Origin of the sequence: Wenzhouxiangella marina (assembly GCF_001187785.1) — a bacterium.
GTDB lineage: Bacteria > Pseudomonadota > Gammaproteobacteria > Xanthomonadales > Wenzhouxiangellaceae > Wenzhouxiangella > Wenzhouxiangella marina.
On record NZ_CP012154.1, the window covers coordinates 3,320,609 to 3,335,404 of the forward strand.

At 66.3% G+C, this 14,796-nt stretch carries 13 protein-coding genes; 8 read left to right on the top strand and 5 right to left on the bottom strand.

Annotated features, from left to right (window positions below; genetic code table 11):
- The first annotated feature begins 66 nt into the window (after positions 1-66).
- A complete protein-coding gene (locus WM2015_RS13965; RefSeq protein WP_049726631.1) occupies positions 67-690 on the top strand; it encodes a YbhB/YbcL family Raf kinase inhibitor-like protein in 624 nt (207 codons plus the stop codon).
- A gap of 66 nt (positions 691-756) precedes the next feature.
- Here the strand turns inward: WM2015_RS13965 and WM2015_RS13970 are convergent, their stop codons facing one another.
- Positions 757-2,715, bottom strand: a complete 1,959-nt coding sequence (locus WM2015_RS13970) for a vWA domain-containing protein (protein ID WP_049726632.1) — start codon at positions 2,713-2,715, stop codon at positions 757-759.
- 392 nt (positions 2,716-3,107) lie between these two features.
- Between WM2015_RS13970 and WM2015_RS13975 the strand changes: the two genes are divergently transcribed.
- A complete protein-coding gene (locus WM2015_RS13975) occupies positions 3,108-3,905 on the top strand; it encodes a hypothetical protein (RefSeq protein ID WP_156201232.1) in 798 nt (265 codons plus the stop codon).
- A gap of 36 nt (positions 3,906-3,941) precedes the next feature.
- Here the strand turns inward: WM2015_RS13975 and WM2015_RS13980 are convergent, their stop codons facing one another.
- Positions 3,942-4,286: a hypothetical protein gene (locus WM2015_RS13980; RefSeq protein ID WP_049726634.1), complete on the bottom strand. Its 345-nt coding sequence runs from the start codon at positions 4,284-4,286 to the stop codon at positions 3,942-3,944.
- A 234-nt stretch (positions 4,287-4,520) separates the two neighbouring features.
- Here WM2015_RS13980 and glnA point away from each other — a divergent pair, with 234 nt between their 5' ends.
- From glnA to ntrC, 4 genes are all read left to right on the top strand, one after another.
- Positions 4,521-5,930: a type I glutamate--ammonia ligase gene (glnA, locus tag WM2015_RS13985; RefSeq protein ID WP_049726635.1), complete on the top strand. Its 1,410-nt coding sequence runs from the start codon at positions 4,521-4,523 to the stop codon at positions 5,928-5,930.
- Between the two features lie 104 nt (positions 5,931-6,034).
- Positions 6,035-6,601, top strand: coding sequence for a DUF4124 domain-containing protein (locus WM2015_RS13990; protein ID WP_049726636.1), 567 nt, complete (start codon positions 6,035-6,037; stop codon positions 6,599-6,601).
- Complete coding sequence (locus tag WM2015_RS13995) at positions 6,598-7,614, top strand: two-component system sensor histidine kinase NtrB (protein WP_049726637.1); 1,017 nt, start codon at positions 6,598-6,600, stop codon at positions 7,612-7,614. The genes WM2015_RS13990 and WM2015_RS13995 overlap by 4 nt, the downstream gene beginning before the upstream one ends.
- Complete coding sequence (ntrC, locus tag WM2015_RS14000; RefSeq protein WP_049726638.1) at positions 7,611-8,984, top strand: nitrogen regulation protein NR(I); 1,374 nt, start codon at positions 7,611-7,613, stop codon at positions 8,982-8,984. The genes WM2015_RS13995 and ntrC overlap by 4 nt, the downstream gene beginning before the upstream one ends.
- 27 nt (positions 8,985-9,011) lie before the next feature.
- Here ntrC and dtd read toward each other — a convergent pair whose 3' ends face one another.
- Positions 9,012-9,452, bottom strand: a complete 441-nt coding sequence (gene dtd, locus WM2015_RS14005; RefSeq protein WP_049726639.1) for a D-aminoacyl-tRNA deacylase — start codon at positions 9,450-9,452, stop codon at positions 9,012-9,014.
- Positions 9,453-9,581: 129 nt separating this feature from the next.
- Between dtd and WM2015_RS14010 the strand changes: the two genes are divergently transcribed.
- On the top strand, positions 9,582-11,912 hold the full coding sequence (locus WM2015_RS14010; protein ID WP_049726640.1) for a reprolysin-like metallopeptidase: 2,331 nt from the start codon (positions 9,582-9,584) through the stop codon (positions 11,910-11,912).
- Positions 11,913-11,952: 40 nt separating this feature from the next.
- Entirely contained in the window at positions 11,953-12,162 is a 210-nt protein-coding gene (locus WM2015_RS14015) for a dodecin (RefSeq protein ID WP_049726641.1), read from the top strand.
- Here WM2015_RS14015 and WM2015_RS14020 read toward each other — a convergent pair.
- Together WM2015_RS14020 and WM2015_RS14025 are read right to left on the bottom strand one after the other, a co-directional pair.
- Complete coding sequence (locus tag WM2015_RS14020) at positions 12,146-14,113, bottom strand: M48 family metalloprotease (protein WP_049726642.1); 1,968 nt, start codon at positions 14,111-14,113, stop codon at positions 12,146-12,148. The genes WM2015_RS14015 and WM2015_RS14020 overlap by 17 nt on opposite strands.
- 83 nt (positions 14,114-14,196) lie before the next feature.
- A complete protein-coding gene (locus WM2015_RS14025; protein ID WP_049726643.1) occupies positions 14,197-14,784 on the bottom strand; it encodes a LemA family protein in 588 nt (195 codons plus the stop codon).
- Positions 14,785-14,796 lie beyond the last annotated feature (12 nt).

Genomic DNA, 14,796 nt, shown 5'->3' on the forward strand with positions numbered 1-14,796 from the left:
AGGCAGCTTGGTAGGATAGCGCGATCGACTTCAACACCGTGCCACGAACCTTGAGGAGGCGCCACGATGAAACTCCGTTCGAACGATCTGACCGACGGCCAGCCGATCGACCCCCGCTTCGCCTTCGGCAAGCCCTATGCCGAGGCGCACATGGCCCTGTCGGACAACCTCAGCCCGCACCTGGCCTGGTCCGAGGCGCCCGAGGGTACGCGCTCCTTCGCGGTGGTCTGCATGGACCCGGACGTGCCCTCGGTCGGCGATGACGTCAACCAGGAAGGCCGGACCATCGCCGCCGACCTGCCGCGCGTCGACTTCTGCCACTGGGCCCTGGTCGACCTGCCCGCCAGCCACACGGAGCTGGCCACCGGCGACTGCAGCAGGGAAGTCACCGTCGGCGGCAAGCAGAGCCCGCCGGGCCCGGACGGCAGCCGCCAGGGCCTGAACGACTACACGAGCTTCATGGCCGGCAGCGAGATGGCCGGCCAGTACCACGGCTACGACGGGCCCTGCCCGCCCTGGAACGACGAGCGCCTGCACCACTACGTCTTCACGGTCTACGCCCTGGACGTCGAGACACTGGATCTGCCCGCCGGCTTCAACGGCCACGACGTGGTCAAGGCCATCGAAGGCCACGTCCTCGCCCAGGCCTCGATCACCGGCACCTACACGCTCAACCCCGAGGTCAGCTGACCGAGCCTTGAGCACACGGCGCCCGAATCGCACACGAGCGGGCGCCGTGGGGCCAGGCTGCCCGAACTACTCGACTCGGATCGGTGTACGGGCTATGGCAAGACCGTTGGCTACCAGCAGGTAGCGCACCTCGTAGTCGCCAGGACGGTCCGGCGCCTGCAGCGTTCCCGCGTTGCCGCGCCCTGCGCGCCGATAGCCCTCGTCGGCATCGGAGGGGGCATCGGCCGGCACAATCACGACGAGATCGCGCGGGTGCACCGTCTGCGACCAGCGGGCCTCGAAGCGCTCTCCGGCAGCCACGACCGCCGGCGCGGTGATCGTGACCTCCGGCGGGGTCAGCACGATCGGCGAACTGGCGATGGCCTGGCCGGTGGCCTCGAGGAGATAGCGGATCTCGTAGTTACCGGGCTCGGCCGCCGTATCGAGGGGGGCCGACTCGGCGGTGCTGACGCGACGGTAGTCGGCCGTGGCATCCGCCGGCTCGCCGGCCGGGACGATGGTCACCATGTCGCGATGATGGATCGACCGGGCCCAGCTGACTTCGATGCGCGAGCCTGCCAGGGCCGTCGCCGGGCCCGAAACCGAGGTTTCGGCGGCGATCACGCGCAGGGGTGCGGAGGCGACTGCCTCGCCGCTTTCTTCGAGCAGATAGCGAATCTCGTAGTCACCGGGCTCGGCCGGGGCCTGGAGCGTGCCGGACGCGGCGTTGCTGACTCGCCGGTACTCGCCGTAGGCGTCCACGGGAGCGCCGGACGGGACGATGGTGACCAGGTCTCGCGGATGCACGGCATCGCTCCACTCGATCGACACGCTGGATCCGGCCACCGCTGACTCGGGGCCCGACACGCGCATGGCCTGCTCGACGATCCGGATCGCAGCGCGCGCCATCACTCGCCCATCCGATTCGAGCACGTAGCGCAGTTCGTAATCGCCGGGCTCGGCCGGCGCCTGCAGGCTCACGGCCAGGGAATTGCCCACGCGGCGATAGTCGCCCACCGTGGAGTCGGCTGCGTCGATCGGAACGATCGTGACCAGATCCCGCGGGTGGATCGTGTCGGTCCACTCGACCGCGACGTTCGCACCGGCCGCGGCCGACTCGGGCCCGGAGATGATGAGACTCGCCTCGGTCAGCTCGATCGGCGCGCTGGCCACTGCCATGCCCGTTGCGCTGGCCACGTAGCGCAGCTCGTAGGCGCCGGGCTGCCCGGGGGCCTGCAAGCGCGCGGCGGTCTCGTTCCCCACCCGTCGGTAATCGCCGCGCGCATCCGGTGCCGCATCCACCGGCACCAGAGTGACGAGATCCCGCGGATGGATCGACTCGCCCTGCCAGCTGACTTCGACGTTGGACCCGGCCACGGCCGACATCGGTGCCGTCAGCGTCACCCGAGGCTCGGGCGGCGTCTCGAGCGCTGCGCCCTTCGCCTGGTCGAGCGCGGCCTGCAGGCCGGCGGCATCACTGGCGGCGAAGAAGCGCCCGCCGGTGTTCTCGGCGATGCAGGCCAACTGCGCCTGGTCGGCATCGCCGACGCCGAAGCCGATGACGTGCGCGGTGAAGTTGATGCCGGCCCCGGCCAGCTCCGTGGCCAGCTCGCAGGGATCGGCATTGCAGCTTTCGATGCCGTCGGAAACCAGGATCACCGTCGCCGGCACGTCACGGTAGCGCAGCGCTTCGGCCGCGTGTCGCACCGCCTCTGTCAGGGGCGTATGACCCTTGGGAGAGATCGACTCGATGCGCGCCAGCAAGGCTTCCCGGTCGACCGGGCCGACGGGCACGACGGTCTCGATGTCCGTGCAATCGCCTTCGCGCCGATGGCCGTAGGCCACCAGGCCCAGCGGCTCGCTGGCGTCCCAGTCACGCACCAGGTCGGCGAGAACGCGCCGCGCGATCGTCACCTTCGCTTCGCCCTCGATCTGCCCCCACATCGAGTTCGACGCGTCGTAGACGATCACCGTATCGGCCCGGGCGGCGGGGCAGGCGAGCAGCACCGCGAGCCCCAGCACGAAAAGCGTCTTGTTCAGCGACATTCGAATGGCTCCTTCCTTTTCACGATTGGACTTGTCGAGGTGGGGCGGCCCCCAGACACACCCCACTTGCTGTTACGCAGCACGGGTCCGAATCCGGCCACTTCGACCGAAGACGCTTCGAGCGACCGATCGGATCAGTGCCCTGCTTCTGCTCGAATCGAACACCGGATCGACGATCGGGTCAAGCAACCCGTTGTCGAAACCAGCCTGGTCGGAGCCCGGCTCGAAGGGCCCCTGCCCCTTTGCGCGGAGCGACGGCTCTCGCCAGCCTCTTTCGCCGACCCCCTCGGCACTTGCTCCACGACGGGCGCGGGTGCTATACAGGCGTTCGAGCCCCTATCAAGGCAGGCGCTGTGTTCACCGTACCGTTCGGCAGGGTATTGATCGGCTTCATGGCCATCCTTTGCGTCGAGAGCGTCTTCGCGCAGGCCTGCAGCCTGTCCGAAATCCGCCTCGGCGGACTGCCGGGGGATGCCTACATCGGCCCGACCTGCAGCAGCAGCGACGAGACGCATCGGACCTGCTTCTACGTCAGCGGCCAGAACATTCCCGAGCCCGCCGGCGGTTTCTACGTGGCATCGCTGGACGGCATCCCGTATCCAACGGCGTTCCAGACCCGCCTGAGTGCGCAGCAGGCCGTCATCTGCCTGAGTGACCTGCCCTTTGCCCAGAACATCGACGTTGCCGTCCAGGTCGCCTCGGGCTGTAGCATCCAGGCCACCTCGCTCTACAGCGCACCTTACTGCGGCTGCACCATCCAGCAGATTCGCCTGGGCGGGCAGCCGGGCGATGCCTACATCGGCCCGACCTGCGGCACCAACGGCACCTACCGCTCCTGCTACTACGTCTCGGGGACACGGCTGCCCGCGCCGGAGTCGATCTACTACCAGCTGCGGCTGGATGGGCTTCCCTATCCCGTGGCCTTCGAGCAGGTGATCAGCGCTGGAAGCCAGGTCGTGATGTGCGCCAACGATCTTCCACCCAAAGCCGGCCTCGTCAGCGTGCTCGCCACCCTGTCGTCCAGCTGCAGCCGCTACACGCCCAACCTCTATGACGCCTCGGAGACCTGCAACTGCCTGGGCGATCCCGCCGCGGTTGCCGCCTGCCTGGCCTCGGAAGCACCGGTGTTCGAGGACCGTTTCCAGGCCCCGGCGGCCAATCGAGGCGACGAAGCCTTCTGGCAGCCCTGAGTCCGGCCCTGAGTCGGATTCACGCCGCTCGCCAGATCAGCCGAGCACCAGTCTGAAAGCGAGCATCAGCAAGAGAAACGAGACGAGGATCCCGATCAGAAAGCCGCAGCCGAGGCGGCCGCCCCGACCGTCCAGACCTTCCTGAAGGATCAGGGGCAGGGTGCCGAGCGCGGCAAGGACGAAACACACGACACCGACCACCAGTAGACGAAGCAACGGAATGGGTGCGTCGCGGTCTTGCGCGAACGAGAAGAACAGAGCCGAGAACACCAGGAGCCAGCAAGTGCCGAGCAGGGTGTAGCTGAGCCATTTCTTCAGGGTCGACGGCTGCCAGAGGGCTTTCAGGCGCTGCCGGAAATTCGGTCGGTCTGACTCATTCATGATCGCTGGATTCCACGAGGGGCCCGGTCGGCACCCAGATCGAATCCTACGCCTGATTCGCTCGCGACTCATACATTGCGCAGCTTCCGCTCAAAACCTGCTCAATTCCTGAGCAGTCTCGATTCGACGATTCCGACAAGCCCCCTGAACGATGGCCTCGCGAGCCTTGGCACGAAACCTGCTTACTACAACCCGGATTCATGAAACCGCCTCACTAACAGGCAAGGACCTCAAATGACCCCCTCTGAAGTACTCAAACTGATCCGCGACGAAGACATCGAGTTCGTCGACCTGCGCTTCGCCAACACCCTCGGCAAGGAGCAGCACGTGACCGTGCCGGCCTCGGCCGTCGACGAGGACATGTTCGAAGAAGGCAAGATGTTCGACGGCTCCTCGATCGTGGGCTGGAAAGGCATCAACGACTCGGACATGGTGCTGATGCCGGATCCGACGGCGACCTTCATCGACCCGTTCGCCGAGTACAAGACGCTCAACATCAACTGCGACATCCTCGAGCCGGCCACCATGCAGCCCTACACGCGCTGCCCGCGCTCCCTGGCCAAGCGCGCCGAAGCCTACCTGAAGGCCTGCGGCGTGGCCGACACGGCCTTCTTCGGTCCGGAGCCCGAGTTCTTCGTCTTCGATGACGTGCGTTGGGGCAATGACATCTCCGGCGCCTTCTTCAAGATCGACGCCGAAGAGGCCGCCTGGAACACCAGGAAGAAGTACGAGGACGGCAACCACGGCCATCGTCCGAAGGTCAAGGGCGGCTACTTCCCGGTGCCGCCGGTGGACGGACTGAACGATCTCCGCGGCCTGATGTGCCTGACCCTGGAGCAGCTCGGCATTCCCGTCGAAGTGCACCACCACGAAGTCGGCACCGCCGGCCAGTGCGAGATCGGCACACGCTTCAACACCCTGACGCGCAAGGCCGACGAGCTGCTGATCATGAAGTACGTGATCCAGAACGTCGCCCACATGCACGGCCGCACCGCCACCTTCATGCCCAAGCCCCTGGTCGGAGACAATGGCTCCGGCATGCACGTGCACCAGAGCCTGGCCAAGGACGGCACGAACCTGTTCGCCGGCGACGGCTACGGTGGCCTGAGCGAGACCGCCCTGCACTACATCGGCGGCATCTTCAAGCACGCTCGCGCGATCAACGCCTTCTCCAACTCGACCACCAACAGCTACAAGCGCCTGGTGCCGGGTTTCGAGGCGCCGGTCGTGCTGGCCTACTCGGCCCGTAACCGCTCGGCCTCCTGCCGGGTGCCCTGGGTGGCCAGCGACAAGGCCCGCCGCATCGAAGTCCGCTTCGGTGATCCGGCCGGCAACCCCTACCTGACCTTCGCGGCGATGATGATGGCCGGCATCGACGGGATCATCAACAAGATCGATCCGGGCGCACCGATGGACAAGGACCTGTACGATCTGCCGCCGGAAGAAGAGCGGGATCTGCCGCGCGTCTGCCACGCCCTCGACCAGGCCCTGGAGGCGCTGGATCAGGATCGCGAGTTCCTGAAGGCCGGTGACGTGTTCTCCGACGACCTGATCGACGGCTACATCGCCCTGAAGATGCAGGAAGTCACGCGCTTCCGGGCGGCCACGCACCCGGTCGAGTTCGACATGTACTACTCGAGCTGATCGATCAGCCGCCCTGCTGCAGGATCGGGCCCGCCGGGCCCGATCCTCACCCCCTGAAGCTTCCGGAACCCATTCGCCGCTGCGCCGTCTGAAGGGGTAGTATCATGACCGTGTTCCACGGACCGAAGGCAGCCATGCACCTCTCACGCAAGCTACTGATTCTGGCACTTCTTCCGGCGTTTCTCGCCAGCACATCCGTCTGGTCGCAGCCGATCTACAAGGTGGTCGACGAGGACGGCAATGTCACCTACACCGACCAGCGCCCCGACGAGGAGGCCGAGCCCATGGACCTGCCCGAGCTGAACGTGCTCGAAGGCCGGGAAATGGAGCCCCCCATCACGCGCCGCGAAACCGGTGAGGAACGTGAACCACTGGAGCTGCGATTCGTCTCGCCCCAGCCCGAGGAGCACATCCTCGGCACCGGCAACAGCCTGACCGCCGTGCTGGAAAGCAACATCGCCATTCCGCCCTCGGCCCTGGTCGTGTTCTACCTCGATGGCCAGGCCCAGGAGCCCGTGCAGTCGATGAGCATGAGCTTCGAGCAGGTCGATCGTGGCGAACACAGCATCCGGGCCGAGCTGCAGACTCCGTCGGGCCGCGTGCTGGCCTCGACCGAGTCGGTCACCTTCTACATGCGCCAGGCTTCGCGACAGCACCCTGCTCCACCGTGAGCGAACTGGACCCGGACCGCCTGAGCACGGGCCTGATCCGGGTCGATCCGACCGGCCGGATCCGCTGGCTCAATCGCGCCGCCGCCACCCTGCTGGAGCAGCCCCAGGCCGAAGTTCCGGGCAGCCGGCTGGGCGATCAGAGCGATGTGCTCGAACGCAGCCTGGAGCGGGTGCAACGGCACGGCGGCACCATGAGCGTCGCTGAAATCGCCCTGCAGGCCGACGGCCCGCCCGTCGACCTGTACCTGCATCCCCTCGACGACGACGTGCTGATCGAACTGCACCCGGTGGCCGAGCGCGTCCGCCAGCGAGAACGCGCCGACCGAGCCGATCGTCAGCAGGCCATCGCCCTGCTCGCCCGCGGACTGGCCCACGAGCTGCGCAATCCGCTGGCCGGCGTGCGCGGCGCAGCCCAGCTGATCGAACACACGAGCGACCCCGAGGCGGCGCGACGCCATGCGCGCATGATCCAGCGCGAGGTCGATCGGATCACCGGCCTGATCGAGCACGTGGCCGGCGACAGCGAACCCCGCATGGCGATGATCAATCTGCACCAGGTCATCGATGATGCGATCGAACTGGTCCAGGCCGAGAGCGGCGGCCGCCTGGCCATCCAGCGCCACTATGACCCATCCATTCCCGAACAGCGCGGTGACGCCGACCGGCTGCACCAGCTCTTTCTCAACCTGCTGCGCAACAGCGTCCAGGCCGGCGCCCTGAGCCTGCGGCTGAGCACCCGCATCGAGCACGACTCGGCGCTCGTCGAAGCGCCCGCGCGGCATGCCGTGCGCATCGAGCTGGACGACGACGGCGAGGGCGTCCCCGAGACTCTGCGCGATCGACTGTTCCTGCCCCTGGTGACGGGCCGCGAACGCGGTTCGGGCTTCGGCCTGGCCGTCGTCCAGCAGATCGCCCGCGCCCACGGCGGTCTGGTCGACTACCAGTCCCTGCCCCGCGGCAGCCGATTCACGGTTCGCCTGCCGCTGCATCTGGCCAGGGAGGCGGCCGCATGAGCGAGCGGATCTGGATCATCGACGACGACCCGGCCATCCGCTACGTGCTGGAGGAGTTCTTCCGCAGCCAGCATATGCCGGTCCGCAGCTTCGAGCGAGGCGCGGATCTGGAGGATGCCCTGAGCCATCACCACCCGGATCTGGTGATGGCCGATGTGCGCCTGAACGGCGAGAACGGTCTGGAGTTGATGCAGTCCCTGCGCGAGCGCCTGCCGGACCTGCCGGTGATCGTGATGACCGCCTATTCGGATCTCGACTCCGCCGTCCAGGCCTTCAAGGGCGGGGCCCTGGAGTTCCTGGCCAAGCCCTTCGACCTCGACGAGGTCGGCCGGCTGGTGCAAAAGGCCCTGGCGGGCGCCAATGCGGAAGAAGGCGTGAAACCGGGCAAGGACGGCCTGATCGGCTCGTCGCCGGCCTTCCAGGAGCTGATCCGGATGATCGGCCGCCTGTCGGCCAGCGACATCCCGGTGCTGATCACTGGCGAGACCGGGACGGGCAAGGAACTGATCGCGCGCGCCCTGCACAAGCACTCACCCCGGGCAGAGGGTCCCTTCATCGCGATCAACACGGCCGCGATCCCCGAGGATCTGCTGGAGTCCGAGCTGTTCGGTCATGAGAAGGGCGCCTTCACCGGTGCCAGCGAGCAATACCGGGGGCGCTTCGAGCAGGCCCAGGGCGGCACCCTGTTTCTGGACGAGATCGGCGACATGCCCCTGACCCTGCAATCCCGTCTGCTGCGCGTGCTGGCCGAAGGCGAGTACTACCGCCTGGGCGGACGAGACCTGGTGCGAACCAATGCCCGGATCATCACCGCCACGCACCGCAACCTGGCGCGGCGGGTCGAAGCCGGTGAATTCCGCGCCGATCTCTACCATCGCCTCAAGGTCATCAACCTGGCCGTTCCACCGCTGCGCGAGCGGCGCGAAGACATCCCGGAACTGGCGCGGCATTTCCTGCGCGCCGCCGGCAAGGAATTCCGTCTGCCGCCCAAGCTCGCCGACCGCGCCCTGCTGAATCATCTCAAGTCCCTGGACTGGCCCGGCAACGTCCGTGAACTCAAGCACCTCTGCCAGTCGCTCGCGGCCCTGGCCCCGGCACCGCTGATCGGCATCGACGATCTGCCCCCCGAGTATCGTCGCCCTGGCCAGGCCGTGGGCTCGATCGAACGCCATTGGACCGAGCACCTGGCCGATGCCCTGTATGCCGAGTTGGGCAGCGAGCACGAGGAGCTATTCGAAGCCTACAAGCGCGAGTTCGAGCAAGCGGTGGTGCGCACGACCCTGCGCCACTGCGATGACAACCAGTCCGAAGCAGCCCGCCGACTGGGCATCAGCCGCAACACCCTGGCGCGGATGCTGAAGGAGCAGTAAGCGACCCGGCCCGGCTGAACGGTCGGATCAATGCACCTCCAACCAGAAGGTCACCGGCCCGTCGTTGATCAGGCCGACCTGCATGTTCGCGCCGAAGCGACCGCATTGCGTGCCCGGCCAGGCAGCCTCGGCCCGCTCGATCAGTGACTCGAACAGGGCCTGCCCTTCGTCCGGTGGCGCGGCCGGTGTGAAGCTCGGACGATTGCCTGAGTCGGTGTCGGCGGCCAGGGTGAACTGGGGCACCAGCAGCAGACCGCCGCCGGAGTCGCGCAGGCTTCGGTTCATGCGCCCCTGGTCGTCGGAAAAGACGCGGTAGTTCAACAGGCGTTCGAGAAAGCGATCGAGGCGCTCGGCCTGATCGCCGCGCTGGAAACCGACCAGCACGAGCAGGCCCGATCCGATCTCGCCCACGGTTTCCCCGTCGATGTCCACGCGCGCCTCGCTGACCCGCTGCAGCAGTCCGATCATTGCCTTTTCATCCTCCGCCTTTCGGCATCCGTGAGCCGACGAAAACATCCCGATGATACGTGGCTTTGCCGGCCCGATGGCGAATGCTATGCTCGCCCGATCCTGAACCGCAGCCCCGGACGACGAACCATGAAGCTTCGACTCCTGCTCCTCCTCGCCGGCCTGATCCTCGGCCAGCAAATGGCCTCGGCCCAGGCCGGAACCCAGGCCTGGCAACTGCTCCCGGCGGAGCAGCGCAGCGGCGTGACCAGCATGGTCCTGCAGCTCCCCGAAGGCAGCTACACCGCCATCGATGCCGCTCTCGAAAACCTTCATCGCAGCGACACCTGGACCCTGCCCCTGCCCGGCGGCGATCGGCTGGAACTTCAGGTCGTGGACCGCCTTCGACAAGGCACGGAGGTGGTCACGATCCAGGCCCGCGGCCAATCCGGCGCCCATGCGCATCTGACGATCGGACCGACCGGCCTGTTCGGCCACATCGGCTCGTCCGAGGGGCGCTACCAGGTGCTCAGTGATGCAGCGGGCAGCTGGCTGATCCACCTCGACGATCCGCGCATTCGCGTCGATTCGCACTGCCCGGTCGAGGGGCACGCGCATGCCAGCACAGCGGCAGGCGCTGATCCCCGCGGCGCGGGCACGCTGGACCAGATCGACGTGGCCCTGCTCTATTCACCGGAGATCAGTGAACGCTACCCGGGCCTGCTGCTGGACACCCGGCTGAGCCATCTGATGGCCGTGGCCAACCAGGCGATGGTCGATTCGCAGGTGGACATCGTCTTCCGCACGGTGCATCAGGAAGAAGTGCCCACGCCCGGCTCGCCGAGCATCTTCCTGGCTCTGGACAACATGGCCGCGGGCCTGCGCGGTGAGCCGGCCGATGTCTTCACCGGCATCGACGCCCTGCGTGAGGAGCACGGCGCCGACCTGGTGATCTTCGTCTGGCCCCATGACATCGAAACGCGCGGCGCCTGCGGCGTGGCCTTCCTGCCGGAACAGGACGAGGTCAGCGGGGAATGGATCGACACGCGGGGCGTGCACGTGACCAACGACGGCATCAGCAACTGGTCGGTCTGCTCCGACGCGGTCATGACCCACGAGTTCGGCCACAACCTCGGTTCGGTCCACCAGCGCTTCAGCCCGGACGAGGCGGGCTACAACTTCGCCCATGTCGTGCCCGATGTGCTCAACACCGTGATGGGCTCCTTCGGCAGTGCCAACCGCAACCGCTACCTGCGCATGAGCGTGTTCTCCAACCCGGACATCAGCTGCGGTGGCGCGCCCTGCGGCTCGATGGTACCGGGCCAGGAAGCGAACGCCGCCCTGACCCTGAACGATTTCTCTTCGATCGTTGCAGGCTACGCGGCACCGGTCTACCCGGGCATTTCCGACCGACCCGCGCCCTCCAACCCGGACAGCGATGGCGATAACAGCGATGACTGGACCGACCCCTTTCCCTTCGATCCCTTCAATGGCATGGCGCCGCCTCCGCCCGACCCACCGGGGTTCGTGGCGCCGCCGCTGTTCGATGGCTCGTCCATCGAGCACTATGAACTGCTGGTCGCCTCCAGCGGCAGCGATCAGGTTCACAGCTGGCACATGGACGGGAGCTGGCAAGGCCGGGTGATCCAGGCCGAGCGCCTGCCCTTCCCCGATGAACGACCGGCCTTGTCGGAGTTCACCCGACTGCTGGTCGGAGCGGATGGCTCGATCTACATGACCGCCAGCGCCTCGGTCCGGCGATTCGATCGGGTCAGCGGGGCCGAGTTCGACGTTTTCCTCGATTCCCAACCGCCGTTTTCCAGCCCCGGCAGCCTCACCGACGGCTTCCCCCGGACGATGCGCTTCAATGAGGACCAGAGCCAGCTGGTCGTGCTGGGCAACCAGACCGTGCAGACCTATGATGCCGTCGGCAATCTGATCGGCTTCTTCGGCGGTCTGCCCCTGGCCGAAGATCCGATCAACGCGACCTTCGATGTGCGACCTCGCGACCTCGCCTTCCATCCGAGCGGCAAGCGCTATGTCATCGACGATGCGGAGTCGCGGATCCTGATCTTCTCAAGCTCGAGCTTCGAGGACTACACCGGCGACCTGGTGACCGGGCACAGCCTGATCGGCGACCCCTGGGCCATGGTGATGGGTGAGGACGAGCACCTCTATCTGGCCAATGGCGACAACGACAACGTGCTCCGGATCAGCACCCTGGATGGCTCGGTGGAGGTCCTGATTCCCGCCGGCGCCGGCGGCCTGGACTTCGCTCGCGATCTGGCCTTCGGGCCGGACGGTCTGCTCTACGTGCTCAGCCGGGGCAATTCGGCCGTGCTACGCTTCGATCCGAACACCGGCGATTTTGTCGATGCCTTCGTGCCGGCGGGTCACCCGGGTCTGGATCAGGCCCAGAGCCTGGCCTTTGCCCTGCGCATCGACGCCGACATCTTCCGCGATCGCTTCGAACTGGACTGAATCGAGGCGATCGCGTCCAGTCCGAACCAAGGAGATCACGATGAGCAACCACGTCTACAAGCAGATCAAGCTGACCGGTTCTTCTCCCGAGGGAATCGAACAGGCCATCGCCAACGCCCTGGATCGCGCGTCCAAAACGGTCAAGCACATGCGCTGGTTCGAGGTGGTCGATACGCGGGGTCAGATCGAGAAAGGCCGCGTGGCCCACTGGCAGGTGACCATCGAGGTCGGTTTTACTCTGGACGACTGAGCGCCGCCTCGCCGGATTCGCTCGACGCGCTGCCGTCGAGCACCGGCAAGGGCACGTGCAGAGCACCGCAGATCACGCGCACGAGCTCGAACTCCTCGGTCGTGACGCTGTGGTCGTGCATGACCACGCGCACGAGCGCGCCCATCAATGCCTGCTTGTCCCGGGGACGCAGGGAATCCAGCGCCTTCAGGGCTCGATCGAGGCGATCGGGCCAGTCCTCCAGGTGCGGCAGCGACTCCGGTCGCGGCCCGAACATCTCACCGCAACCGGCCTGAAACGCCGACAGGGCCTCGGCCTCGTCTTCCGCGTGACCATGGCGAGCCAGAATGGCCAGCAGATCGCGTGCTTCTTCCTGATGCTTCTGCAGACGCGCCGAACCGGTGCCGACCCGCTTCGAGGGCTGCAGCACATCCTGGATCTGTCGGGCCGTCAGTCGCGCCAGGGCGTATTCGAAGACATCGATCCGACCGTCGGCATGGATCAGCTCATCGAGCAGGCTCATGAAACGCACCAGCTCGGCCGGGGGACGGCGGCGTAGCACGGGGAAAGCCATTTCCATCAGCGGCAGGCGCTGATTGGGGCGCAGTTGGGGAATCACTTCGTAGAGCGCGCGCACCTGCGACTCGCTCTCGCTGCCCAGGCCCTTGGCCACGCTCAACAGCTGGTTTTCCCGGACTTCCGGATCCTTGTCAAGCAGCAGCGCGCAGATCACTTCCTGCGCCCATTCGTCGCTGTGCGCAGCCTTTTCCAGCACCTTGGGCATGGAGGCGGCCACGGCAGCGGCCATCAGCACATGGCTCAACTCGGGCTGACCGATCTGCTCGGCCAGCTGTGTCGGATCCAGCGGCAGCCCACCCGGTCCGCGGCTCGCGCCCGCCTCGGCACCCTCACCGGAAGCACGACGATTCTCCGCCCGGGCCTGCTTCATCTGGGCGTGCCGATCCATCTGCTTGGCGATCTCCTGAAACTCGGAAGGATCGAAGCCGGGATCGATGGCGCGAATGCGGTCTTCCAGCGGCGGATGGGTCGCGAACATCTGGTAGCCCATGCCGCGCCCGAACAGCATGTGCCCGACCTCCTCGGCGTCGGTGGTCAGATAGGAGCCCGCATAGGACGCACCGATCTTCTTCAGGGCACCGGCGATCCCGTCCGGGTGGCGGGTGAACTGAACGGCGGAGGCATCGGCCAGATACTCGCGCTGACGGGACACGGCCGCCTTGATCCAGCGGCCGAAGAACAGGCCGACATAGCCGATGACGACCACCGCCAGGCCGATCAGTACCGCAGGCGCCGCATTGCGGGAGTCGCGCGCGAAGCTGCTGACCCGAAGCAGCTTGCGGCCGATGATGGCGATCACCAGGATGCCGAACAGGAAGCCGATCAGGCGGATGTTCAGCCGGGTGTCGCCGTTGAAGATATGGCTGAACTCATGGGCGATCACGCCCTGCAGTTCGTCCCGATTCAGCGCTTCGAGGGCCCCGCGAGTGACGGCCACCGCCGCGTCCGTGGTGTTGAAGCCGGCCGCGAAGGCGTTGATGCCCTGCTCGTGTTCGAGGACGTAGATCTCGGGCACGGGGATGCCCGAGGCAATCGCCATTTCCTCGACGACGTTGCGCAGGCGTCGGCGCAGCGGATCGCGGGTGTCGGGTTCGATCAGCGTGCCGCCCAGCTCGCGGGCGATCTCTCCGCCCCCGCCGCGCAACTGCAGGGTGCGGAACAGGCTGGCCAGCACGATCACCGACGCGGTGATCAGGGTGGCCGCGGCGATGATCGAGACATTGGCCGCCAGCCACTGGGTCAGGCTGCGACCGGAGACGGCCCACTGGACGCCGAACAGGCTGAGCACGATGGCGTTGACGGCCACGATGATGCCGAGCACGGCCAGACTGAACAGGAACACCAGCCAGCGGGTCTGGCGCCTGGCCTTGTCCTGATGTTCGAAGAAGTTCATTCGGGATGAAGGTTCAAGGCGAATGGATCAAGGAACAAGGATGAAGCCGAACATCCTTGAACCTTGACCCTCGATCCCGATGATCAACCGAAATCGACCTTGACGTTCTCGCGCTTGGCCGGGTCTTCGATCTCGAGCAACTGTGCCGGGTTGAAGTTGAACATGCCGGCGATGATGTTGTTCGGGAAGCTCTCGCGCAGGATGTTGTAGTTCATCACCGAGTCGTTGTAGGCCTGGCGTGCGAAGGCGATCTTGTTCTCGGTGGTGGTCAGCTCTTCGGTCAGCTGCATCATGTTCTCGTTGGCCTTGAGGTCCGGATAGTTCTCCGACAGGGCGAACAGACGCCCCAGAGCCCCGGCCACGCCCTGCTCGGCCTGATTGAGGCGCTTGACCGCTTCCGGATCGGTGGGGTCGTTGGAGGCGGCCTTGAGCTGGCTGACCGCACCGTTGCGCGCCTGGATGACGGCCTCGAGGGTTTCCCGCTCATGCGCCATGTATTTCTTCGCCACCTCGACCAGGTTGGGAATCAGGTCGTAGCGGCGGGTCAGCTGGACATCGATCTGCGCAAAGGCGTTCTTGTAGCGGTTTCGGGCCGCAACCAATCGGTTGTAGATCCCGATCACGAAAAAGGCCAGGCCGACCAGTACGGCTACACCAATCCAGAATTCCATCGCAGAGCTCCT

Coding starts and splice junctions, on each gene's coding strand:
- dtd (WP_049726639.1), bottom strand. CDS start 9,452: ATGATCGGACTGCTGCAGCGGGTCAGCGAGGCGCGCGTGGACATCGAC.
- WM2015_RS14025 (WP_049726643.1), bottom strand. CDS start 14,784: ATGGAATTCTGGATTGGTGTAGCCGTACTGGTCGGCCTGGCCTTTTTC.
- WM2015_RS13965 (WP_049726631.1), top strand. CDS start 67: ATGAAACTCCGTTCGAACGATCTGACCGACGGCCAGCCGATCGACCCC.
- WM2015_RS14015 (WP_049726641.1), top strand. CDS start 11,953: ATGAGCAACCACGTCTACAAGCAGATCAAGCTGACCGGTTCTTCTCCC.
- glnA (WP_049726635.1), top strand. CDS start 4,521: ATGACCCCCTCTGAAGTACTCAAACTGATCCGCGACGAAGACATCGAG.
- WM2015_RS14020 (WP_049726642.1), bottom strand. CDS start 14,113: ATGAACTTCTTCGAACATCAGGACAAGGCCAGGCGCCAGACCCGCTGG.
- WM2015_RS13980 (WP_049726634.1), bottom strand. CDS start 4,286: ATGAATGAGTCAGACCGACCGAATTTCCGGCAGCGCCTGAAAGCCCTC.
- WM2015_RS13990 (WP_049726636.1), top strand. CDS start 6,035: ATGACCGTGTTCCACGGACCGAAGGCAGCCATGCACCTCTCACGCAAG.
- WM2015_RS14010 (WP_049726640.1), top strand. CDS start 9,582: ATGAAGCTTCGACTCCTGCTCCTCCTCGCCGGCCTGATCCTCGGCCAG.
- ntrC (WP_049726638.1), top strand. CDS start 7,611: ATGAGCGAGCGGATCTGGATCATCGACGACGACCCGGCCATCCGCTAC.
- WM2015_RS13970 (WP_049726632.1), bottom strand. CDS start 2,715: ATGTCGCTGAACAAGACGCTTTTCGTGCTGGGGCTCGCGGTGCTGCTC.
- WM2015_RS13975 (WP_156201232.1), top strand. CDS start 3,108: ATGGCCATCCTTTGCGTCGAGAGCGTCTTCGCGCAGGCCTGCAGCCTG.